Source organism: Gottfriedia acidiceleris, from assembly GCF_050457485.1.
GTDB classification, from domain to species: Bacteria; Bacillota; Bacilli; order Bacillales; family Bacillaceae_G; genus Gottfriedia; species Gottfriedia acidiceleris_D.
In genome coordinates this window covers 166,829-190,740 of the sequence record NZ_JBCMJM010000017.1, presented here as the reverse complement: position 1 = coordinate 190,740, position 23,912 = coordinate 166,829, and the positions used below count along the sequence as shown (strand labels likewise).

Genomic DNA, 23,912 nt, shown 5'->3' with positions numbered 1-23,912 from the left:
AGATTATGCTAAAATGGGAAAAGATGATTTTTGGATGTGATTCGTTACGTTCATGGGGAGAAAAGGACGTGTAAAAGTGAAAGGACAACAAGGCATACCTGTCTCAATTGACTTTGAGACTTTGATAAAAGATCCACACGGGCGTGATAAAATCAGTTTTCAAGCAAATGGCCTATACTATAAAAAAGATGATGTTTCATATTTATTATTTGATGAAAATCACGAGGATCGAAAAGTAAAGGCTACTATGAAAATAGGTAAAGGGGAAGTAACAATTATTCGTAATGGCGGAGTTATGATGCGTCATCAATACAGAGTAAATGAAACAACTGAAGGTACTTTCTCAAATGAATTAGGAGTATTTCAAACTAAGGCATATACAAAAAAACTACAATTTCTAGTATCTGAAGGACCTTTAAAAGGGGTACTTCAATTAGGATATAAGTTATTCGTAGGAGATGAAAATGCTGGATCGTATAACATTACAGTATCAATTAAGGAGGCAACGATATGAATACATTAGAACAAGTAAAAAGTCGTTTGAAAAATGAAATCGAAGCTGCGGTATTAAAAGCAGGATTAGCAACGGAGGAACAATTACCACAAGTCGTATTAGAAACACCAAAAGATAAAGCGCACGGAGATTTTTCAACAAATATGGCAATGCAATTAGCACGTGTTGCTAAAAAGGCTCCTAGAATGATTGCAGAGGAGTTAATTAATTCTTTTGACCAAAGTAAAGCAAGCATTAAAAAAGTAGAAATTGCTGGACCAGGGTTCATTAATTTTTATATGGATAATAGTTATCTTACTGATTTAATTCCAACGATTATTAAATCGGGAAATGAATATGGCCAAACAAACTTTGGTAACGGTGAAAAGATTTTAGTTGAGTTTGTTTCAGCAAATCCGACTGGAGATTTACATTTAGGTCATGCTCGTGGAGCTGCATTTGGAGATTCATTATGCAATATTTTAGATAAAGCAGGTTATGAAGTAACTCGTGAATATTATATTAATGATGCTGGAAACCAAATTAATAATTTAACATTTTCGGTAGAAGCTCGTTATATGCAAGCACTTGGAATGGATAAAGAAATGCCTGCAGATGGCTATCATGGCTCAGACATTATTGAGATCGGTAAAACTTTAGCTGCTGAATTCGGTGACCGTTATGTAAATGAACCAGAAGAGGCTCGTTACAAGTTCTTCCGCGAGTATGGTTTAAAATTAGAAATGGAAAAACTACAAAGAGATCTACGTAATTTCAGAGTAGAATTTGATGTATGGTATTCAGAAACTTCATTATATCAAAATGGCAAAGTTTTAGAGGCTCTTGATGATTTAAAACAACGTGGTGAAACATATGAAGAAGAAGGAGCGACTTGGTTCCGTTCTACAACATATGGTGATGACAAAAACCGTGTACTAATTAAAAGTGATGGCTCTTATACTTATTTAACTCCGGATATCGCTTACCACCGAGACAAGCTTAGTCGTGGTGCAGATAAATTAATTGATATTCTTGGGGCTGACCACCACGGATACATTCCTCGAATGAAAGCAGCAATTCAAGCATTAGGATATAATGCTGATACGCTTGAAGTAGAAATTATCCAAATGGTTCAGTTATATCAAGATGGTGAAAAAGTTAAAATGAGTAAACGTACAGGTAAAGCTGTAACATTACGTGATTTAATGGAAGAAGTAGGTACTGATGCAACTCGTTACTTCTTTGCAATGCGCGGTTGTGACTCACATTTAGACTTTGATATGGACTTAGCTGTTTCTACATCAAATGAAAATCCTGTGTATTATTCACAATACGCTCACGCTCGTGTTTGTAGTATTCTTCGTCAAGGAGAAGAAATGGGTATTGTTTACAATGGGGAAGCGGATTACAGCCTTGTTTCGTCTGAAAAAGAATATGAGTTATTAAAGAAATTAGGAGAATTCCCAGCAGCGGTTTCATTGGCTGCTTCAAAACGTACTCCTCACCATATTACAAACTATGTGTTTGAATTAGCGGGCACATTCCACAGCTTCTATAATGCAGAAAAAGTATTAGATGCTGAAAATGTTGAAAAGTCAAAAGCTAGACTAGCCTTAATGAAGGCAGTTCAAGTTACGTTACAAAATGCATTAGCTTTAGTTGGAGTTTCTGCACCAGAAAAAATGTAAATAGTAAATTAAAAGTACCATGCCCTAATTTAGGGTATGGTACTTTTTTGTTAACTTAATCAAATTTCCAAAGTATTATTTTGTATTTTTTTAGTAAGTTATTTTGTACAACTTTGTCGGTAAATAGGGAAAGAAAACAAGTTTCACCATTTTTTTATAAATTTTTTAAGTTTTTTTTAAAATGACCCCCTAAAAAATGAAATTCTCTGCGAATAGTTATAGTGAGAATAAATAAATAAACTTTTACAAAGGGGAAAAAAATTCATGAAAAAATTATTAGTACATACAACGGCAACAGCATTATTATTATCTCAGTTAGGATTCTCTAGTTCAGTACTTGCTGCAGAAAATGATACAGTTTCGCCAACTGACCAAAAGGAAGAAGCACCTGCATTAGTTAAAGGCGATTTCTTCTATTTTGTTAAAACAACAGTAGAAAAAATTCAACTGTTACTAACGACAGACAAAGTTAAAGAAGCAGAACTATTAGCACAATTTGCTCAAGAGCGCATTCATGAAGCAAGAGAATTAATTAAAGAAGGCAAAGAAGATTTAGCAAAAGAAACATTAAAAGAAGCTTTAAGTCAAATGGATACTGCTCAAGGCCAACTTGATGGTAAACTTCCAACTGTTACTGAGCCAACGAATTCAGAAACAACAACAGAAGGTACTGTTACTACGAAGCCAGCAGAAGATTCAACTGAAGTAGAAAAAGAAGACACAGAAAAAGTTGAGACAGACAAACAAGATACAGACAAACAAGAAGTAGAAAAAGAAGATCAAGAAAAAGCTGAGACAGACAAACAAGATCAAGAAAAATCTGAAACAGACAAACAAGAAACAGATAAAGAAGATCAAGAAAAATCTGAAACAGAAAAAGAAAATGTTGAAAAACATGAAAAACAAAAATTAACAAAAGAGCAAAAAGAAATTGCAAAAATTCAACACCATTTAAATAACAATTTACTTGTTTTAGCAAATGTTTTAGATCAAGTTAAAAATCCAAAAGCAAAAGCTGCGATTGCTAAAAATATTGAAAAGAGCTTTAACAAAATTTCTGAAAGATTAGAGAAAGTCTTAAAGCATACAGAACAGGATTCAACTGCTCTAAAACCAGTTATTACAGTTCAATACCCTGATTCAACTACAGATCAGTCAGCAACTCCAGAAGTTATTACTACAGTAACTAAAATTGAAGACGTAAATGACACAGATGTAAAAAATGTTAATGAAGATGATCAAGGTGAAAATGATGACAAAGATGACGCTGCAAAAGTTGCTACAAAACCTGTAACAGTAGAGCATAAGGAAGAACATCAACATAAGTCAAAAGAAGTAAAACCAGTTAAAGTAAAAAAAGTAAAAGTTGAAAAAGAAGAAAAACATGTAGTAAAGCATGAAGTAAAACACGTAGTAAAGCACGAAAATGGTACAAACCATAGAAATCAAGGTGAACATGAAAATCGTGGAAAAAAAGAGAATTCAAATAACCAAGGTGAAAACCATGGAAACGGGCATGGTAAAAATTAATAAGTAATTATTTCCATTCACCTTTCAATTAAATCATATGAAACATTTCATAAGATGCGATATGCTTAAGCTTAACTGATTAAATTAAAATGGTGCCTCATACATTCATTTGATTATATAATGAGTGGAGGCGCCTTTAAATTTTAATGGCTAAGTAATCCTCTTTTGAAAGGAGATCGGGTCTTGTTACTTACAATTTTTCAGACGCTTTATAAAAGAAAAGAAAAAATTGAAGATATTGTATTAACAATACAACAGTCTTCATCAAAAGAACTAGATGATTTCATCGTTCAATATACTCCTTTTATAAACAAAACTGTTTCCACTATTTGTGGAAGATATATTACTAATCAAGAAGATGAATATAGTATCGGTTTAAATGCATTTCATGAAGCAATTAAACTATATTCATATAAAAAAGGTGCGTCATTTCTATCTTTTGCTAAGTTGATTATAAAACGAGAATTAATCGATTTCTTTCGCAAGGAATCTAAATACCAATCATTGACTTCAGAACAAACCGATTCAGATGATATACATAAACAATATGATGACCATGTGTATAGCTCTTATTTAAAAAACTTTGATGAAATAAATCGTAAAGAGGAAATTATTCATTTCAGTGAGATGCTTAAACAATTTGGAATTTCATTAGAAACTTTAGTAGAGGTTTCACCTAAACATGAAGACACAAGGGAGCATATTTATTCAGTTGTAGACCTTATTACATCTGATGAAGAAATGCTAACTTCTCTATATAAAAAGAAAAAACTACCAATGAATAAACTAGAAGCTAAAGTTAATATAAGCCGAAAAACGCTTGAAAAACATAGAAAATATATAATTGCCATGAGTATTATAAGCGTCAATGAATATATTTATTTACAAAACTATTTGAAAAGGGGGAACTGAAGATGAACAATGGTATTGTATTAAAAGTAAATCGCTCATCCGTAGTTGTACTAACTGCTAACGGAGAGTATTTAAAATGTAAAAAATTATTGTCATCCTATTCGATTGGCGAAGAAATTCAGTTCCCTAACCATGCAATAATTTTAAAAAATAAAGTAAGAATAAATACATCAAAAATGATACCTGTCATAATTGCTAGTGCATTAATTCTTATGTCTTTTGTATTCGTTAATTGGAACAATAAAAAAGTATTAGCAGCTGGAAAAGTTACAATTGTCGCAGACGCAAAGGTTTCACTATTTTTAGACAAACAGTTAAAGGTTATATCATTAAAAGGTCACAACGAACAAGGGAAAAAAGTGATTAATAAAATGGATAACTGGAAACAGAAGCCTTTGCAAATAGTTATGGATGACTTAGTTGATGAAATGGAAAAATCTAAAGTTATTGAACCTGATGAAAAAATCAAATTAACAGGTGAAATGAATAAAAAATTTAAAAATAAACAAGGTGAGCTAAATAGTGAATTAAAGGATATTCAAGAAAGTAATAGCCATATTAATATTCCAAATTCTAATGATTTAGATAAACCAAAAGTTGAAACTCGAAGTCAAAGTCTGAATACGGAAGTAAGAAATATTGATTCTCGTTCAACAGAAGTAACAAAAAGAGGAAATAGTAACAAAGATCAACAAGTTGTAAAGTCACACAATATAGACAAAAACAATGCTGGTAATCATGATTATTCTAAAGAAGATAAGAATAATAGACATCAAGAAGAGCACCGGGGAAACAAGCAACGTCAATGGAATCATAAAAACCAAGAAGAACATCATGAATCATCGAAGCAAAATCAAAACAAACAAAACAATAACGACGATAAGGATCAAGATAAAAAAAAAAATGAATACCATTATGGACGCGAAGTAGGAGAAAAAAATAGTTTACAAAAAGGAAACGACAATAATGATGGATGCCATGATTGTTATAATCGTGATAAAGACAATGAAAACGATGAAGACGAGGACAATAATGGCTTGCAGTATGATACTGAAAAACGCTCAGATTGATAATCTAAGCGTTTTTTTTGTATAAATTACTTGTTAATAGCATGAAAGTATAGAGCCTTATGAAAGGCCGCTCAAATGCTCATGAACGACTTTCCATTCACCTTGTTCATTCTTATTAAATATATTTGTAGCCCTACCGTGACCGACAACAAATTTCCCGTTCAAATAGCCTTCATATTGAAATTGATAAGTACATGTTGCAGAATTATGATCGGAAGTTAACCATTTTACATTTGTAGCTGTGTAAACTTCATCTTGAATTACATTCCAAGCATTTTCAAAATACTGCTGAATTTCTAGTAAAGAAGTACAGGTTTTGTCTGAAAACCAATAAATGGCGTCCTTGTGAATATATTTTTTTACTTGATTAAAATCATGTGTATTTGTTGCTTTTATGTACTGTTGTAGCGCTTTTTGATAGCTCATTTACAAACCACCTTTATAGTAGTGTTGAAGTAAGACTTGCAGGTGAATTATCTATAAACCATCATATCATTACTTTGCATAATTAATCAGTTAATTTAAGGCCAAAAGAAATCCTCAAGGTAAGTTAAACTTCCTTAAGGGCTGCGTAAGTATAAATAAACTTTTTAATTTCTTTCTTGACACCTTTATTTTCTGCAGTTATATCTTTGGTTCTCAACTTAAGTAACTTCGATCATACCACCACTTATTCGCTTATAACCTCTCCATTTCGCTATATCTTCCATTAATTGCAATAGAGCTAAATCCTTTTTTTTCGATTCAATCATTATATCGATATCACTTCCAATTGATCTGACGATGTCAAAAAAGGGCTTAATAAAATCAAGGTCAATTAAATCTGAATGCGCTCTAAACTCTTTATCGGATTTCGGAGATGAAATATGAATTTTAGGCTTCAAATATGTGTGCTCCCAGGTAGAGAATATAAGGGGTAATAATTTCTCTAACGGCTCTTCGCATAAGTTTGCCATATGATGATGATAGTCAAATACGAGAGGAATACCTTCGTTTTTACAAACCATTAGTGTTTCAGCTGTATTATATGTTTTATCGTCATTTTCTAACGTCATTTGTTTTTTTATGTGAGTAGGGAGCTTTTTTATATTTTCATAAAAACGTTGGATCGCAAGCTCTTTATTTCCATATGCTCCTCCAATATGTATATTAATAACGCTTTTGTCTGAAATACCCATTGCCTCAAGAACTTTATAATGATACTCCATATCAATCACAGCATTATCAGTTATATGAGATTTATCACTTGTAAAAAGCGTGAATTGGTTAGGATGGAAACTAACCCTTAATTCATGCTTCTTGATAAAATCACCTATTTCTTTAAATTGTTTGTGAAAAATATTTATATAATCAAATTCTACATCTGGATGAGTCGCCAAAGGGACCATTGAAGAGGACATTCTATATAAGGGAATTTGTTGTCCCACATTATAATGAAGTGCTCTATACGTATTTTCGATATTTTGCGATGTAACATAAATTAATTTCTCTAAACGTTCGTCCAGGTCAAGGGCTTTATAACGTGTAAATGTAAGAGTTTTTGCAGGTGAACAATTATATAATGATAATGCATGAGATACATATCCAAATCGAATAATCATATTTTGTTCACCTCTACATTGGTTTTTGTTTATGTATAAAGGATTACATTAATGGAGAAAGAAGCTTAGATAAAAGCTTGCGACATTTCCATAAGAATGTTGTATTTTTATAATGCCCAATAGGATATGATTTTGAGCGTTCTAAGTCCTTTGTAAATATTTCTTTAATCTTCAATATGAAAGATTCACTTGAAAAAATACAGCTCCATTCATCATTTATGCAAAGACTTCTACGATCAAAGTTAACGGATCCTACATCACAGCAACGATCATCGATGAGTAGTACTTTGGCATGAAAGAACCCTTTCTGATAATGAAAAACTTCCCCGCCACCTTCTAAAATTAAAAGGAGATGTGGAAAACTCGCCTCTTTAACTAGTCTGTGGTCTTCTTTTTCCGGGATCATTACGCATATGTGGACGCCTCGATTAAGAGCTGCAAGAAGTGCGTTCATCAATTTTTTTGTTGGAATAAAATAAGGTGTACCGATGTAAATATGTTTTTCTGCCTGATCTATTAAATCTTTATATAGGTTCTCAATGCGTACAAAGTCCGATGAATAGAAGTGGTGCTCGATTTCTCCTTTTGCTAATTCATCTTCTTTAATTAACGTAAAGGATTCTCCGCCACTTCTAACCCAGTCTATTAAAAATTGAATGTGTAAATCTTTTACACCTTCACCTGTCATTCGAATATGATAATCTCTCCAATAACCTAAGTCTTCATCAAAACCGATATATTCTTTACCAATATTAAAACCACCAAAGTAGCCGACTTTTTGATCTATTACTGTAATCTTTCGATGGTTACGGTGTTGAAACCGATAGAGAGTATATGGAAATCCAGTTCTCCGATTAAAAAGTACTTCCACGCCATTTTCTTTTAGTTTTTTTATTCTTTTACGCTTTAGTCTAAAACTTCCGATCCAATCAACAAGCAAGCGTACTTGTAATCCTTCCCGAGCTTTTCTTTCAAGTAATGATAAAAATTTTTCGGATGTATCATCATTTCGAACAATATAAAAAAGCATAGAAATGCTACTACTTGCTTCTGTTATATCGTCTAGAAGATGTTTGTATAATACGTTTCCATCCGTTATTAACATTGTTTCACTATATCTTTTTTTAAATGGACAAGTTTCATCATATTTATGAAAAGCTTTATAACCAAAATAAAGATCTAAACTAGCAAGGAGTATAAGAAAGAGTAGAGCAATTAAGCAAATGAAAAGAATCATATAATTAAACTCCTTTACCTTTTACGTGTTGATAGTATGACCATATACATTGAAGAATATGAAAAAGAGCCAATTTAATATGAAAAAGTATTTGACTGAATAGTCATTCATAATATAATTAAATTATATATTTTCTGAATATTATTATGGTTATAAATTTTTAAACAGTAAGCGTTTTCTTTATAGCCGGGAAAATTGGGGGAGGAATACATCATGAATCATGCACTTTTGTATTTGAACGCACTAGGGTTTGTGGCAATTACAGTTTATGCAATTTATTTATTCATTTACCTGATTCAAACAAGACTTGCCTACATCAAATTAGGTAAAAAAGAAGAATTTGAAAGAAATTTGAAAGAACGTTTTCAAAAAATTTGGGTCAATGTTTTTGGACAAAAAAAGCTATTAAAGGATAAGAAAAGTGGATTTATTCATTTGTTATTCTTTTATGGATTCATTTTAGTTCAAGCGGGGGCTTTAGACTTTATTATAAGAGGCCTTGTTCCTACTGCACATTTACCTCTTGGTCCTTTATATGGTGCATTTACATTTTTTGAAGAAATCATTGCGTTACTAATATTGGTGGCAGTTGTTTGGGCCTTCCATAGACGATATATTGAAAAGTTAGTTCGACTAAAAAGAGGTTGGAAAAGTGGTTTAGTTCTTATTTTTATTGGTTTATTAATGTTATCAACACTATTTGGTAATGGTATGGGAATCATTTGGCATGGTGAAGCAACGAGCTTACATGAACCAATCGCATCACTAATTGCAACAGTTTTTAACGGTATTAGTAAGCCTTTATCAATTTCTTTATTTTATGTTGCGTGGTGGACTCACTTAATTTCACTTTTAACGTTCTTAGTATATGTACCTCAATCAAAACACGCACATTTACTTGCTGGTCCAGCAAACGTGTATTTTAATCGTTTAACGAAAGCAGGAAAATTAGAAAAAATAGATTTTGAAGATGAAACACAAGAAACATTTGGTGTTGGAAAAATCAGCGACTTCCGTCAATCACAGTTAATTGACTTATATGCTTGTGTAGAATGTGGTCGTTGTACTAATGTATGTCCAGCAACTGCAACTGGAAAAATGCTGTCACCAATGGATTTAATTTTAAAACTTCGTGATCATTTAACTGAAACAGGGGCTGTTGTAACGTCTCGTGCACCTTGGGTTCCAACAGTTGCATTTTCTAAAACAAAAGGAAATCAATTAGCATTTGCTTCACAAGGAAAACAAGAATCAGCAGCAACATTGGAATATAGTCCAAGTTTAATTGGTGACGTAATTACTGAGGAAGAGATTTGGGCATGTACAACTTGCCGTAACTGTGAAGATCAATGTCCAGTAATGAATGAACATGTTGAAAAAGTAATTGATTTACGTCGCTATTTAGTTTTAACAGAAGGTAAGATGCAACCTGATGCTCAACGTGCAATGACAAACATCGAACGTCAAGGAAACCCATGGGGATTAAATCGTAAAGACCGTGAAAATTGGAGAGAACTTGATGAAAGTATTCATATTCCAACAGTAAAAGAAGCTCAGAAAGCTGGAGAAGAAATTGAGTACTTATTCTGGGTTGGTGCAATGGGTTCATATGATAATCGTAGCCAAAAAATCGCATTAGCATTTGCGAAACTAATGAATGAAGCTGGAATTAAGTTTGCTATTTTAGGTAATAAGGAGAAAAATTCGGGCGATACACCTAGACGATTAGGTCAAGAATTCTTATTCCAAGAGTTAGCAAGTAATAATATCGCAGAAATTGAAAAAACGGGAGTAAGCAAATTAGTAACAATTGACCCGCATGCTTATAACACATTTAAAAATGAATATCCTGATTTTGGTTTATCAATAGAAGTTTATCATCATACAGAATTATTATCTCAATTGGTTAAAGAAGGTAAGTTAAAGCCGGTTCATCAAGTAAATGAAGTGATTACTTACCATGATTCATGCTATTTAGGTCGATACAATGAAGTTTATGAAGCTCCTAGGGATATTCTTCGTGCAATTCCTGGTGTCAAACTGGTTGAAATGGAGCGTAAACGTGAAACAGGTATGTGCTGTGGAGCGGGTGGAGGATTAATGTGGATGGAAGAGCATGTTGGTAATCGTATTAATGTAACACGTACTGAACAAGCACTTGCAGTTAGTCCAAATGTAATTGGAACAGGTTGTCCTTATTGCTTAACAATGCTATCAGATGGAACAAAAGCAAAAGAAGTCGAAGAAAGTGTTAAAACACTAGATATAGCAGAGCTTTTAGAGTTATCGATTTTTGGTGACAAACAAAACCAAGCTTCATAAAAGTTCTATAACTTTTCAATCTTCATAAAATAGCAATGAAAGGTGTGCAACTTGTACACCTTTCAGACTGCCTGCCAGCGTTTTTTTATTTGGTGAATTGATTGATTATAGAATTTTATTATAGAGGAGAAATAGATAAAATTTTAAGGGGGAAAATGGGATGAGTAAGACAGTTATAGTAAGTGCAGTTCGTACACCAATCGGACGTTTTGGAGGCGCCTTAAAGGGCTTTAGTGCTGCTCAGTTAGGTGGTATCGCAATTAAAGAGACATTGAATCGTGTTAACCATCCATTAGAAAAGATTGATGATGTAATAATGGGTACAGTTTTACAAGGTGGACAAGGACAATTACCTTCAAGACAAGCACTGCGTAATGCAGGATTACCTTGGGAAACAAGATCAGAAACAATTAATAAAGTATGTGCATCTGGTATGCGTAGTGTTATGCTTTCTGATCTATTGATTCGTTCTGGCGAAAGTAAACGTATTGTTGCAGGTGGAATGGAATCAATGAGCAATACACCCTATTATCAAACCTCTATAAGATGGGGAAATAAAATGGGGAACACAGAATTAAAGGATGGTCTTCTAGTAGATGGCTTAACTTGTTCATTTACTGGAGTTCATATGGGCACATACGGAAGTGAAGTTGCTAAACTTGAAGACATATCTCGTGAACAACAAGATGAGTGGGCACTTCGTAGTCAACAACTTGCGGTTGAATCGATTAAAACAGGTAAATTTGAAGAAGAGATTGTAACGATTGAGTCAGTTGGCAAAAAAGGAGTCGTAACAAAAATAGAAGTAGACGAGTGTCCAAGGGAAGATACTACTATTGAAAAACTAGCTAAGCTATCACCAGCATTTGATCGCGACGGAACGATCACAGCTGGAAATGCACCTGGATTAAATGACGCAGGTGCAGCACTATTGTTAATGAGTGAGGAAGAAGCAAAACTAAATGGCTACTTACCTTTAGCTACAATTGTTGCAACAGAATCAATGGCTGTAGAAGCAAAGGACTTCCCTAGAACTCCAGGATATGTAATTCAAAAATTATTACAAAAAACAAATAAAAAGATGTCAGATATTGACTTATTTGAAATTAACGAAGCATTCGCAGCAGTAATTTTAGCAAGTGCGAAAATTGCGGATATACCTTTAGAAAAAATAAATGTAAATGGTGGAGCGATTGCTCTAGGACATCCAATTGGAGCAAGTGGTGCAAGAATCATCGTAACTTTAATTAATGCACTAAAAGCAAGAGGCGGAGGCCTTGGAATTGCTGCAATTTGTAGCGGTGGTGGTCAAGGAGACGCGGTCTTAGTAGAGGTACGATAAGAGAGAAAAGCAAGAATAGCAGGGTATGGGAAGAGTAGGAAAGGTGTGGAAGGGAATATTTCCTTCTGCCTAAGTACTACCTCCCTTAAGCTGTTATTTTTTTTGCTTTTCTATTTTTGCCTATTAACTTGATCCTATTTTTCCTTCCTTCCAGACTTAAAAATTTTTCTACAAAAAATAACAGGAATTTTCAGATTTTTGTCTAATATTATACGAAGTAGACTATCTTTTTAGTTAAAGTAGAAAATATTTTGTTAACGCTTACAAAAATCGACAAAAACAACATGGCAGTGATAAGGGAGCAATTAAGATAAGGGGAATAGGATATAAAATAATTATCTTCGATTAAAGCCTCTCATTTGATTGTGATCCTTGTCCTAGCAAAAATCGGGGGAAATGATCTATGCAATTTCGTTTAAGTGAAGAACATGAAATGATTCGTAAAATGGTAAGAGATTTTGCTAGAAATGAGGTTGCTCCGTCAGCTGCTGAGCGTGATGAGCATGAAAAATTTGATCGTTCAATTTTTGATCAAATGGCTGAGTTGGGATTAACAGGTATTCCATTCCCAGAGGAATATGGTGGAATCGGTAGTGATTATTTAGCTTACGTTATCGCGGTTGAAGAGCTTTCTAGAGTTTGTGCTTCAACAGGTGTAACTTTGTCAGCTCACACTTCATTAGCTAGTTGGCCGATATATAAATTTGGTACTGAAGAACAAAAACAAAAATTCTTAAAACCGTTAGCACAAGGAACAAAAATCGGTGCTTATGGATTAACTGAACCAGGATCTGGGTCAGATGCTGGTGGGATGAGAACGACTGCTAGAAAAGAAGGAAATGATTATATATTAAATGGTTCAAAAATATTTATTACTAACGGTGGAGAAGCGGAAATTTACGTAGTATTTGCAGTGACTGATCCTACAAATAAACACGGAGTTTCTGCATTTATCGTTGAAAGTGATACACCAGGTTTTTCAGTTGGAAAGAAAGAAAGTAAATTAGGTATTCGTTCATCGCCAACAACTGAAATTATCTTCGAAGAATGCCGTATCCCAGCTGAAAACCTATTAGGTGAAGAAGGTAAAGGATTTAAAGTTGCGATGCAAACTCTTGATGGTGGTAGAAATGGAATCGCTGCTCAAGCAGTAGGTATTGCACAAGGTGCTTTAGATGCGTCAGTTGATTATGCTAAAGAGCGTGTTCAATTTGGTAAACCAATTATTGCTCAACAAGGTGTCTCATTTAAACTTGCTGATATGGCTACAGGTATCGAAGCTTCTCGTCTATTAACTTATCAAGCTGCATGGTTAGAATCTAATGGACTTCCATATGGTAAGGAATCTGCTATGTCTAAATTACTAGCAGGAGATACTGCGATGAAGGTTACAACAGAGGCAGTACAAGTTTTCGGTGGCTATGGATATACGAAGGATTATCCAGTGGAACGTTTTATGAGAGATGCTAAAATTACTCAAATCTATGAAGGAACACAAGAAATTCAAAAACTAGTAATCTCAAGAATGCTGTAAAAATATTAATTCTTCTTTTCGCATTACGAATGATTAGGATAGCTTGGTACAAGGAATATGGGTAGACCTTTGCCAAGTTTTCTTTTACAAAAAAAAGCAATTATAATTCTGGGGGATGATTAGTATGGTAGAAAAGTATCAAGCTAAGCACAAGATTCGTTTCGTTACTGCATCAAGCTTATTTGATGGCCATGACGTGTCAATCAATATGATTAGAAGATTATTGCAAGAAAATGGTGTTGAAGTTATTCATTTAGGCCATAACCGCTCTGTAGAAGAAATTATTAACGCAGCAATTCAAGAGGATGTACAAGGTATTTCAATTTCTTCCTACCAAGGTGGACATATGGAGTACTTTAAATATATGTACGATTTGCTTCAAGAAAGAGGCGCATCTCACATCAAGTTATTTGGTGGTGGTGGTGGCGTAATTCTGCCTAAGGAGCAAGAGGAGTTAGAATCATACGGAATCACTAAAATCTATTCACCTGAAGATGGCCGTATAATGGGACTTCAAGGAATGATTAATCATATGTTACAAAGCACAGATTTTCTTCCACCTTTGAAAGACTTAGAAAACGTTCAAAAACTATCTGCTACAAATCATAAAGAAATTGCTAGATTTATTACTTTAGCTGAAAATAAAGGTTCTCTAGATTCAAGCCTAGAGATGGCCGCAACATTAGAAAAATCAGAAACTAGTAAAAGTGTAGTAATTGGTATGACTGGTACTGGTGGAGCGGGTAAGAGTTCATTAACAGATGAGCTAGTACGCCGTTTTATTCAAGAGTTTCCAGAAAAAACAATCGGTATTGTTTCAATTGACCCAACAAAACGTAAAACAGGTGGGGCACTATTAGGTGATCGTATTCGTATGAATTCAATTCACCATCCAAATGTGTATATGAGAAGTTTAGCTACTCGAGATAGCCAATCTGAAATCTCAAATGCATTAGAGGATACGATTTCAATCTTAAAATCAGCTGATTTTGACGTTATTTTTGTTGAGACAAGTGGTATAGGTCAAGGTGATGCTGCAATTACCAGGTACAGTGATATTCATCTGTACGTTATGACAAGTGAATTTGGAGCACCTTCGCAATTAGAAAAAATTGATATGATTGATTTTGCAGATTTGATTGCAATTAATAAATTTGAACGACAAGGCTCAGAAGATGCATTACGTCTTGTTCAAAAACAATATCAACGTAGTCGTCATCTTTTCCATGATGATATCGCTACAATGCCTGTATACGGAACAATAGCTAGCCAGTTCAACGATGCAGGAACTAATAATTTATTTTTAGCTTTAACAAAATCAATTGAAAAACACACTACAAATGAGTGGAATACGACATATATTAAGCCGGGTAATGTTGAGAAACAACATGTCATTATTCCAAGTAATCGTCGTTTTTATTTAAGAGAAATTGCAGAAACTGTAAGAAACTATCACGAAAACACTGAAGTTGAGGCAGCAAAAGCTTCAAAGCTTTATCAAATTGAAGGAACACTATCTGAAATAGAGTCACAAAATATTGAAGATGCAAAACATACATTAGTAGATTTGAAAAATAAATTTGAAGAATCTCTTGCTCCATCTACAAAACAAGCTCTAAATCATTTTAAATTGATTAAAGAAGCATATTCACAAGATCAACTAATTCAAAAAATTAGAGATAAAGAAATTAAAGTTGAGTTAACAACTACAACTTTATCGGGCACAAAAATACCGAAAGTATCTGTACCTACTTATCGAGATTATGGAGATTTATTAAGATGGGTAGCGAAAGAAAACGTACCTGGATATTTCCCATATACAGCTGGAGTGTTCCCATTCAAGCGTCAAGATGAAGATCCAAAGAGACAATTTGCTGGTGAGGGACCTCCAAGCAGAACGAATAAACGATTCCACTATCTATGTGAGAATGACCCAGCTAAACGTTTAAGTACAGCATTTGATTCAGTAACTCTATACGGAGAAGACCCAGCAATCCGTCCTGATATTTTTGGGAAAATTGGTGAGAGTGGAGTTAATGTATGTACTTTAGATAATATGATTGAGCTATACAATGGTTTTGATTTATGTAGTCCTTCAACATCTGTTTCTATGACAATTAATGGTCCAGCACCAATTATTTTAGCTATGTTCTTAAATACTGCTATCCATCAACAAGTTGAAATAAAAGAAAAAGAATTAGGTCGTATTTTAACAGTTGAAGAATTTATAGAAATAAAGCGAGTAACTTTACAAAAAGTTCGTGGTACTGTTCAAGCTGATATTTTAAAAGAGGATCAAGGTCAAAATACATGTATTTTCTCAACAGAATTCGCTTTAAAAATGATGGGCGATATACAGCAGTATTTTATTGATAATAGTGTTCGTAATTATTATTCAGTTTCAATTTCTGGATACCATATTGCTGAAGCTGGAGCAAATCCGATTTCACAACTTGCATTCACTTTATCAAATGGATTCACTTACGTTGAATATTATTTAAGTCGAGGCATGAAAATTGATGATTTTGCCCATAATTTATCGTTTTTCTTTAGTAATGGCCTTGATGCTGAGTATTCGGTAATCGGACGTGTAGCGAGAAGAATTTGGGCTGTAACTATGAAAGAAAAATATGGTGCATCTGAACGTAGCCAAAAACTTAAATACCATGTTCAAACATCAGGTCGCTCATTACATGCTCAAGAGATGGCATTTAATGATATTCGTACAACGTTACAAGCGTTATTGGCTTTATATGATAACTGTAACTCACTTCATACAAATGCTTACGATGAGGCTGTAACAACTCCTACTGAGGAATCTGTACGTCGTGCAATGGCGATTCAGCTTATTATTCAAAAAGAAAATGGTCTATCGAAAAATGAAAATCCAATCCAAGGATCATTTATCATTGAGCAGTTAACAGACTTAGTAGAAGAAGCGGTCTTAAAAGAGTTTGAGAAAATCAGTGACCGTGGTGGCGTATTAGGTGCGATGGAGCTTCAATATCAACGCAGCAAAATTCAAGAAGAATCACTTTATTATGAAACACTTAAACATAATGGTGACCTTCCTATTATAGGAGTAAACTCTTACATCAATCCTAACGAACAAATGGAATCAATTAATACAATGGAAATCGCTAGATCAAGCTACGAAGAAAAACAATCTCAAATTGATCATGTAGAGCAATTCCAAGTGAAACATAAATCAGAAGCACAAGTTGCTTTAGAACAATTAAAACAAGTTGCTCGTCAAAATGGCAATTTATTCGAAGAGCTAATGAATACTGTTCGCGTTGCTAGTTTAGGACAAATCACTCAAGCATTATATGAAGTAGGCGGACAATACCGTAGAAATATGTAAAAAAGAATTATGAAAGCCGTTTGTCCTGTTTTAAGACAGCAAAAGGGACATGTGATTGGAGTTAGGTAGAATGGGCGTCTTTTAGACGCTCATTTTACTATTTTCGCAAAAAAATAATCTAATATTGAAAAATATAGACAAGGTGCTAGCATATTTAACTTAGTTTTGTTTATAATGAAAGATATGTATTTTATAGCTAACTAGTAAAATTTATACATAATGTTATTAAATTATGGTGAAAATATTATTTTTAAAGGAGTGCTTACCTTGAGTTTAAAGCAATACTCGGAAGAGCAATTAAAAGAATTATCGCTTATTGAATTAGCATATGAACTTTTTTCTGAAACAAAGGAACCTATTTCTTTTTACGATTTAGTTGACCAAATGGCAACAGTTTTAGGTGTAACTAGAGAGGCATTATTAGAAAAACTTCCTCAATTTTATACAGAATTAAATATTGATGGCCGTTTCGTATGTTTAGGTGAAAATCGTTGGGGATTACGTGCTTGGTACCCATACGATCAAGCAGAAGAAGAAGTATTACCTGTTGCAAAACCTAAGAAGAAACGTAAACAATTGGAAGAAGACGATGAGTTCGAAGATTATGACACATCTGAAGATGATGATTTTGAAGAGGAAGAACTTGAGTTAGACGAGGTAGATGAAGATCTAGTTGATGATGATGAAACTGATGAGTTTGATGACGAAGAAATCGATGAAGATGATGAAGACCTTGAAATAGATGATGAAGATTTAGAGCTAGAAGATGAAGAAGATGAAGAATTAGATGAATTTGAAGAGGAAGAGGAGCTATAAGTTCTTGACTTTTAAGTACTGAATGAGTAGAATTCTTATTGGGCTCTTTAAAAAGAACGAAATATATTTTGACGCTCCCTATTTTAAATAGGGGGCGTCTTTGTTTTTTTACAAATACTCAATGTAATAAAACAATAAATGAAATGTTTGCTTTAGATTCAAATGTTAAAAATTTGCATGAAAAAACCCAGTTTTGGATGACAATAAAGCATGCATACAAAATGTTATTAAATAATTTTTTATAAAGGTTTAGCTTTGTAATTTCTTGTAAGGAAAAATAAAATACGAATGCTAAAAATGAAAGGGGCTCAATTATGACAAAGTATATTTTTGTAACAGGTGGCGTAGTTTCTTCTCTTGGTAAAGGGATTGTTGCAGCATCTTTAGGACGACTTCTAAAAAACAGAGGATTAAATGTAACAATTCAAAAGTTCGATCCGTACATTAACTTAGATCCAGGAACAATGAGTCCATACCAACATGGTGAAGTTTTCGTAACAGATGACGGTGCAGAAACAGACTTAGACTTAGGTCATTATGAAAGATTTGTTGATATTAACGTTACTAAATTCAACAATGTAACATGTGGTAAAGTTTATTCTACTGTATTACAAAAAGAACGTCGTGGAGATTACTTAGGAGGAACTGTACAAGTTATCCCACACATTACAAATGAGATTAAGGATAAAGTTTTCCGTGCGGGTCGCGAAACGAATGCTGATGTTGTTATCACTGAGATCGGTGGAACAGTTGGTGATATCGAGTCATTACCTTTTATCGAAGCTATTCGTCAAATTAAAGGCGATGTAGGTCGTGACAACGTAATGTATGTTCATTGTACACTTCTACCTTATATTAAAGCTGCTGGTGAGTTAAAAACTAAACCAACTCAACACAGTGTAAAAGAACTTCGTAGCATTGGTATTCAACCAAATGTCATCGTATTACGTTCAGAAACATCTGTACCACAAGAAATGAAAGATAAAATTGCTCAATTCTGTGATGTAGATGCAAAAGATGTAATCGAATGTGTAGATGCAGATACTCTTTATGAAATCCCATTAGCATTACAAGCACAAGGATTAGACAGTATCGCATGTAATCATTTAAAACTACAAACAAATGAAGCAGATATGACAGAGTGGATTTCTTTAGTAGACAAAGTTAAAAACCTAACTAAATCAACAAAAATCGCTCTTGTTGGTAAATATGTAGAATTACAAGATGCTTATATTTCAGTAGCAGAGGCATTAAAGCACGCAGGATATGCTTTTGATAGTGAAATTGAAATTAAATGGATTAATGCAGAAGAAGTTACATCAGCTAATGTAAACGAACTTTTAAGCGATGTAGATGGAATTCTTGTACCAGGTGGATTCGGAGACCGTGGTGTAGAAGGCAAAATCTTAACTGCACAATTTGCTCGTGAAAATAACGTACCATTCTTAGGAATTTGTCTAGGTATGCAAATTGCGTCAATTGAATTTGCTAGAAATGTTTTAGGCTTGAAAGGTGCTCACTCAGCTGAAATCGATCCTACTACTAACTATCCAATTATCGATTTATTACCAGAACAAAAAGATGTAGAAGATTTAGGTGGTACATTACGTTTAGGTTTATATCCATGTAAATTAGTTGAAGGTTCAAAAGCATACGAAGCATACGGAGAAGAAGTTGTTTATGAACGTCACCGTCATCGTTATGAGTTCAATAATGAATACCGTCAACAAATGGAACAAGAAGGATTTATCTTCTCAGGTACTAGCCCAGATGGTCGTTTAGTAGAAATTATTGAGTTGCCAAATCATCCATGGTTTGTAGCTTCTCAATTCCACCCAGAGTTTATTTCTCGTCCAAATAGACCACAACCATTATTCAGAGATTTTGTAGGAGCATCACTACAAAACCGAGGTTAAGGAAATAAAAAAACACCCAGCAGATTTTATAAAAATCATGTTGGGTGTTTTTGTTATTTTAGAATTATTTTTTAGTCGAAATCTGATAGGATTTCACTCATAGTAAGTAGTAAGCAGTGATAAATAAATAGTCCTGTAAGTAGAGTAGGTAAACAGATTCGGTCTCCTTCATCAGTTGGAACAAGCTTTCTTGTTAACTCATAGTTAATAAATACATCAGCTAGTTCTGATAAATGGTCTTCTCCATTGATTGTAGTAGAGACGATCACTAATCCAATGTTTGATTCTGATAGTTTCTTAGCAAGAAGAATAGCTTCTTGATCATCCGTCTGTCTTGTAAATAAAAGTACTCGATCTACTGGAGATAATGACTGAATTTCGCCGTTAATCAATAAAGGTTTAATTGAGTCGTTTTGTTCTGCTCCATCAGTTATTTCTGAAACAATACCAGCAAATTCTTTTGTACCATGAACATAAACGCATCCTTCTCCTATAACTGCCTGTGCTAGGAAGCGTGAAGCATCTTCAAATACTTCCTCATGCTTAACTATTTTTTGAAAAACTCCATTCAATTGTGTCGAAAAAATTTTTAACATTAAATAATACTCCCTCTTATAAAAGTATGGTCTAACCATTATACTGTAATTTAGATAGATACAAAAAATTTTAAAAAGTAATTTTTTGTATATTTTTCAAACGTATGCAGGAAAAAAGGTTTTTAAGTAGAATGTAAAAATTTAGGGGAATTTGTATTTTTTTAAGCAAGGTTATCTGGTTTAGAAAGGTGGTACTATTTTTGGGAAGTAAATTACTTATAGTAGACGATCAGTACGGAATTCGTTTGCTTTTACACGAAATTTTCAAAAAAGAAGGCTATGAGGTATTTCAGGCAGCTAATGGTTTTCAAGCAATTGATATTGTAGTGAAGGATTGTCCCGACTTAGTTATTCTTGATATGAAAATACCAGGTATGGACGGAGTGGAGATTCTAAAGCGAATCAAAGAAATTAATAAAGATATTAAAGTTATTTTGATGACGGCTTATGGTGAACTCGATATTATTGAAGAAGCTAAAAAATTAGGAGCACTACAATATTTTCCAAAACCATTTGATATTGATGAAATTAAAAAGGTTGTTAGAGAGCATACTTCACAACCACAATCTCAGCAGTAAAATAGCAGATGGGTAGCGGACCATCTGCTTTTATTTTTACCCATTAATTGAAAGCGTTTTCGGAAATAACGGATAAAACCGGTAGAAATATTGTTTAATTGTCTAAAATGTTACGATAATACGAACATTAGATGATATTTGTTGTGTTTTCATTTCATTTTTTGTATTCTTATGTTGTGATATAAATACCTTATAATTTACATAATAAAGAACAATTTGTAGCATTATATTCTTGTTAGTAAAATTATGGGTGCAGATTAATTTTCATAAAAGAGTATATAAGGAGGGCTTAAAATGCCTTTAGTATCTATGACTGAAATGCTTAATAAAGCAAAAGAAGGTAAATACGCTGTTGGTCAATACAATATTAATAACTTAGAGTGGACTTTTGCTATTCTTACTGCAGCTGAAAAAGAACAATCACCTGTAATTCTTGGTGTTTCTGAAGGTGCAGCTAAATACATGGGTGGATTTAATACTGTTGTAAAGATGGTAGAAGGTTTATTAATTGATTTAAAAATTACTGTACCTGTAGCAATTCATCTTGATCACGGTTCAAGCTTCGAAGCATGTAAAGCTGCAATTGACGCTGGATTTACTTCAGTTATGATTGATGCTTCTCATGATCCATTTGAGCAAAACGTTGAAACAACTAAAAAAGTTGTAGACTACGCTCACTCTCATGGTGTATCTGTAGAAGCTGAATTAGGAACTGTTGGTGGACAAGAAGATCACGTTGTTGGAGACATTATTTATGCTGACCCAGCAGAGTGTAAAGAACTAGTTGAGCGTACTGGCATTGATTGCTTAGCTCCAGCTTTAGGTTCTGTTCATGGACCATACAAAGGTGAACCGAAATTAGGTTTCGACGAAATGGAACAAATCGGTAACGAGACTAATGTACCATTAGTTTTACACGGTGGAACTGGAATCCCAACTGAACAAATTCAAAAAGCAATCGCTCGTGGAACTGCAAAAATTAACGTAAATACTGAGAACCAAATTGCTTTCAATAAAGCTGTTCGTGAATTTGTTGCAAATGATCAAAAACAATACGATCCACGTAAAGTTCTTGGACCAGGTCGCGAAGCAATTATCGCAACAGTAGCTGGTAAAATCCGTGAGTTCGGTACTAGCAACAAAGCGTAATATTTTAAGTTTTTTAGCTTAAAATATGATATATTATAATAAATTAAGCCGTCTAAATTATGTTTAGACGGTTTTCTTGTTTAACAAAGCCGTTTTTAGAAATAAATTTATATGTTTTTTCATTTAGACTTGAAGATATAAGCTAATAATGATTAGAATTAGTATAGGTCTAGTTAAGAATTTACCAAATATCTATTTCTACTTTATTAACTAATTAAAATTTATTTAAAGGTTTTACTGAATTTTTATTGAAATTCAAGATATTGTAATTAACCAATCCGAAGCAAAAGTCTTTATATTAGACTGTGGCTCTCGTATAAACTAAGATTAGAGAAGTAGAATTTTGGAGAAAATAAGTAGAAACTATTCGACAGTTGAGAAGTTCAAAAACTATACTTCTCTACTATTTTCTTCTGCTCATTTAGAAGGGAGTATACTATGGAAAAGCTTGTATTAGAAGGCGGTATACCTTTAAAAGGGACAATTCGTGTTAGCGGTGCCAAAAATAGTGCTGTGGCTTTAATCCCAGCAACTATCTTAGCAAGCTCACCTGTAGCACTTGAAGGAGTTCCTTCTATTTCGGATGTTCAAACACTATGTGACCTTTTAGAGGAAATAGGTGGTCAAGTAGAAGTATCTGATGAAAAAATAATGATTGATCCAACAAATATGGTTGCAATGCCACTTCCAAGTGGGAAGGTAAAAAAATTGCGAGCGTCTTATTATTTAATGGGTGCAATGTTAGGTAGATTTAAGCAAGCGGTTATAGGCTTACCAGGGGGCTGTTACCTCGGACCAAGACCTATTGATCAACATATAAAAGGTTTTGAAGCACTAGGTGCAAAAGTAACAAATGAGCAAGGTGCAATCTATTTAAGGGCAGAAGAACTAAAAGGTGCACGTATATACTTAGATGTAGTGAGTGTTGGTGCAACGATTAATATCATGTTAGCAGCGGTTTTAGCAAATGGTAGAACTGTTATTGAAAACGCTGCAAAAGAGCCTGAGATTGTTGATGTAGCTACTTTATTAACAAGTATGGGTGCTAAAATTAAAGGTGCTGGTACTGATGTAATTCGAATTGATGGAGTAGAATCACTATCTGGCTGTACACATACAATTATCCCTGATCGCATTGAAGCAGGAACTTATACAATATTAGCTGCTGCAACTGTGCAAGAAGGGGACAAGGTTATTGTTGATAATGTTATTCCTCACCATTTGGAATCGCTTATAGCGAAAATGAGAGAAATGAATATAGATATTGATACGAATGACGATCAAATTATCGTTTCAGGCTCAAATAAAGAACTAAAATCAGTAGATATCAAAACTTTAGTTTATCCAGGGTTTCCAACTGACTTACAGCAACCGTTTTCTGTGCTGTTAACGAAGGCAAATGGGACAGCCGTTATAACTGATACAATTTATGGTGCAAGATTTAAGCATATTGATGAGCTTAGAAGAATGAGTGCAACGATTAAGGTCGAGGGTAGTACGGCTATAATTTCCGGTCCTTCACAGTTACAAGGCGGCCGTGTAAAAGCAAGTGATTTACGTGCTGGAGCAGCGTTAGTTATAGCAGGCCTAATTGCAGAAGGTAAAACAGAACTAACTGGATTAGAGCATGTTGACAGAGGATATGAAGATTTAGTTGAAAAGCTTTTAGGATTAGGAGCTAATGTTTGGCGTGTTCAGCTAACCAAGCAAGAAGTTGAACAATTAAAAAATGCGTAAGATTGGGTGTTCACATACTCATAACAT

The 23,912-nt window shown here is 33.7% G+C and carries 18 protein-coding genes; 14 read left to right on the top strand and 4 right to left on the bottom strand.

Annotated features, from left to right (window positions below; genetic code table 11):
* The first annotated feature begins 76 nt into the window (after positions 1 to 76).
* The 5 genes from ABEY15_RS18595 (at position 77) to ABEY15_RS18575 (ending at position 5,693) form a co-directional block, all read left to right on the top strand.
* On the top strand, positions 77 to 514 hold the full coding sequence (locus tag ABEY15_RS18595; RefSeq protein ID WP_165346951.1) for a DUF1934 domain-containing protein: 438 nt from the start codon (positions 77 to 79) through the stop codon (positions 512 to 514).
* Complete coding sequence (argS, locus tag ABEY15_RS18590) at positions 511 to 2,181, top strand: arginine--tRNA ligase (protein WP_429891603.1); 1,671 nt, start codon at positions 511 to 513, stop codon at positions 2,179 to 2,181. Before ABEY15_RS18595 ends, argS begins: the two co-directional genes overlap by 4 nt.
* Positions 2,182 to 2,445: 264 nt before the next feature.
* Positions 2,446 to 3,711: a DUF5667 domain-containing protein gene (locus ABEY15_RS18585; protein ID WP_429891601.1), complete on the top strand. Its 1,266-nt coding sequence runs from the start codon at positions 2,446 to 2,448 to the stop codon at positions 3,709 to 3,711.
* 183 nt (positions 3,712 to 3,894) lie between these two features.
* A complete protein-coding gene (gene sigI, locus ABEY15_RS18580; RefSeq protein WP_429891600.1) occupies positions 3,895 to 4,623 on the top strand; it encodes an RNA polymerase sigma-I factor in 729 nt (242 codons plus the stop codon).
* A 2-nt stretch (positions 4,624 to 4,625) separates the two neighbouring features.
* Positions 4,626 to 5,693: an anti-sigma factor domain-containing protein gene (locus ABEY15_RS18575; RefSeq protein ID WP_429891599.1), complete on the top strand. Its 1,068-nt coding sequence runs from the start codon at positions 4,626 to 4,628 to the stop codon at positions 5,691 to 5,693.
* Between the two features lie 57 nt (positions 5,694 to 5,750).
* Here the strand turns inward: ABEY15_RS18575 and ABEY15_RS18570 are convergent, their stop codons facing one another.
* The 3 genes from ABEY15_RS18570 to cls all read right to left on the bottom strand — a co-directional run bounded on the left by ABEY15_RS18570 (position 5,751) and on the right by cls (position 8,531).
* Entirely contained in the window at positions 5,751 to 6,119 is a 369-nt protein-coding gene (locus ABEY15_RS18570) for a YybH family protein (protein ID WP_429891598.1), read from the bottom strand.
* Positions 6,120 to 6,337: 218 nt separating this feature from the next.
* Positions 6,338 to 7,294 carry a UV DNA damage repair endonuclease UvsE gene (gene uvsE, locus ABEY15_RS18565; protein WP_429891597.1) on the bottom strand — a complete coding sequence of 319 codons (957 nt, stop codon included), beginning with the start codon at positions 7,292 to 7,294 and terminating at the stop codon, positions 6,338 to 6,340.
* A 43-nt stretch (positions 7,295 to 7,337) separates the two neighbouring features.
* A complete protein-coding gene (cls, locus tag ABEY15_RS18560; RefSeq protein WP_429891596.1) occupies positions 7,338 to 8,531 on the bottom strand; it encodes a cardiolipin synthase in 1,194 nt (397 codons plus the stop codon).
* A gap of 213 nt (positions 8,532 to 8,744) precedes the next feature.
* Between cls and ABEY15_RS18555 the strand changes: the two genes are divergently transcribed.
* The 6 genes from ABEY15_RS18555 (at position 8,745) to ABEY15_RS18530 (ending at position 19,825) form a co-directional block, all read left to right on the top strand.
* Positions 8,745 to 10,853: a heterodisulfide reductase-related iron-sulfur binding cluster gene (locus ABEY15_RS18555; RefSeq protein WP_429891595.1), complete on the top strand. Its 2,109-nt coding sequence runs from the start codon at positions 8,745 to 8,747 to the stop codon at positions 10,851 to 10,853.
* Positions 10,854 to 11,013: 160 nt separating this feature from the next.
* Positions 11,014 to 12,195, top strand: coding sequence for an acetyl-CoA C-acetyltransferase (locus ABEY15_RS18550; protein ID WP_429891594.1), 1,182 nt, complete (start codon positions 11,014 to 11,016; stop codon positions 12,193 to 12,195).
* Positions 12,196 to 12,598: 403 nt separating this feature from the next.
* The gene (locus tag ABEY15_RS18545) at positions 12,599 to 13,729 is read left to right on the top strand and encodes an acyl-CoA dehydrogenase (protein WP_429891593.1); all 1,131 of its coding nucleotides are present in this window, start codon (positions 12,599 to 12,601) and stop codon (positions 13,727 to 13,729) included.
* Positions 13,730 to 13,853: 124 nt separating this feature from the next.
* A complete protein-coding gene (gene icmF / locus ABEY15_RS18540) occupies positions 13,854 to 17,093 on the top strand; it encodes a fused isobutyryl-CoA mutase/GTPase IcmF (RefSeq protein WP_429891592.1) in 3,240 nt (1,079 codons plus the stop codon).
* A 267-nt stretch (positions 17,094 to 17,360) separates the two neighbouring features.
* Complete coding sequence (gene rpoE / locus ABEY15_RS18535; RefSeq protein ID WP_429891591.1) at positions 17,361 to 17,909, top strand: DNA-directed RNA polymerase subunit delta; 549 nt, start codon at positions 17,361 to 17,363, stop codon at positions 17,907 to 17,909.
* A 314-nt stretch (positions 17,910 to 18,223) separates the two neighbouring features.
* Positions 18,224 to 19,825, top strand: a complete 1,602-nt coding sequence (locus ABEY15_RS18530; protein ID WP_429891590.1) for a CTP synthase — start codon at positions 18,224 to 18,226, stop codon at positions 19,823 to 19,825.
* 71 nt (positions 19,826 to 19,896) lie between these two features.
* Here the strand turns inward: ABEY15_RS18530 and ABEY15_RS18525 are convergent, their stop codons facing one another.
* Complete coding sequence (locus tag ABEY15_RS18525; RefSeq protein ID WP_429891589.1) at positions 19,897 to 20,421, bottom strand: DUF2529 family protein; 525 nt, start codon at positions 20,419 to 20,421, stop codon at positions 19,897 to 19,899.
* A 200-nt stretch (positions 20,422 to 20,621) separates the two neighbouring features.
* Between ABEY15_RS18525 and ABEY15_RS18520 the strand changes: the two genes are divergently transcribed.
* From ABEY15_RS18520 to ABEY15_RS18510, 3 genes are all read left to right on the top strand, one after another.
* Positions 20,622 to 20,999 (top strand): response regulator, encoded by a 378-nt coding sequence (locus ABEY15_RS18520; protein WP_025671030.1) that lies wholly within the window; start codon positions 20,622 to 20,624, stop codon positions 20,997 to 20,999.
* A gap of 294 nt (positions 21,000 to 21,293) precedes the next feature.
* Positions 21,294 to 22,148 (top strand): class II fructose-bisphosphate aldolase, encoded by an 855-nt coding sequence (locus tag ABEY15_RS18515; protein ID WP_069033722.1) that lies wholly within the window; start codon positions 21,294 to 21,296, stop codon positions 22,146 to 22,148.
* Positions 22,149 to 22,586: 438 nt separating this feature from the next.
* A complete protein-coding gene (locus tag ABEY15_RS18510) occupies positions 22,587 to 23,885 on the top strand; it encodes a UDP-N-acetylglucosamine 1-carboxyvinyltransferase (protein WP_429891588.1) in 1,299 nt (432 codons plus the stop codon).
* The last annotated feature ends 27 nt before the right edge of the window (positions 23,886 to 23,912 follow it).

Coding starts and splice junctions, on each gene's coding strand:
- cls (WP_429891596.1), bottom strand. CDS start 8,531: ATGATTCTTTTCATTTGCTTAATTGCTCTACTCTTTCTTATACTCCTT.
- ABEY15_RS18525 (WP_429891589.1), bottom strand. CDS start 20,421: ATGTTAAAAATTTTTTCGACACAATTGAATGGAGTTTTTCAAAAAATA.
- ABEY15_RS18585 (WP_429891601.1), top strand. CDS start 2,446: ATGAAAAAATTATTAGTACATACAACGGCAACAGCATTATTATTATCT.
- icmF (WP_429891592.1), top strand. CDS start 13,854: ATGGTAGAAAAGTATCAAGCTAAGCACAAGATTCGTTTCGTTACTGCA.
- ABEY15_RS18510 (WP_429891588.1), top strand. CDS start 22,587: ATGGAAAAGCTTGTATTAGAAGGCGGTATACCTTTAAAAGGGACAATT.
- ABEY15_RS18555 (WP_429891595.1), top strand. CDS start 8,745: ATGAATCATGCACTTTTGTATTTGAACGCACTAGGGTTTGTGGCAATT.
- ABEY15_RS18530 (WP_429891590.1), top strand. CDS start 18,224: ATGACAAAGTATATTTTTGTAACAGGTGGCGTAGTTTCTTCTCTTGGT.
- uvsE (WP_429891597.1), bottom strand. CDS start 7,294: ATGATTATTCGATTTGGATATGTATCTCATGCATTATCATTATATAAT.
- ABEY15_RS18575 (WP_429891599.1), top strand. CDS start 4,626: ATGAACAATGGTATTGTATTAAAAGTAAATCGCTCATCCGTAGTTGTA.
- ABEY15_RS18570 (WP_429891598.1), bottom strand. CDS start 6,119: ATGAGCTATCAAAAAGCGCTACAACAGTACATAAAAGCAACAAATACA.
- ABEY15_RS18545 (WP_429891593.1), top strand. CDS start 12,599: ATGCAATTTCGTTTAAGTGAAGAACATGAAATGATTCGTAAAATGGTA.
- argS (WP_429891603.1), top strand. CDS start 511: ATGAATACATTAGAACAAGTAAAAAGTCGTTTGAAAAATGAAATCGAA.
- ABEY15_RS18550 (WP_429891594.1), top strand. CDS start 11,014: ATGAGTAAGACAGTTATAGTAAGTGCAGTTCGTACACCAATCGGACGT.
- ABEY15_RS18515 (WP_069033722.1), top strand. CDS start 21,294: ATGCCTTTAGTATCTATGACTGAAATGCTTAATAAAGCAAAAGAAGGT.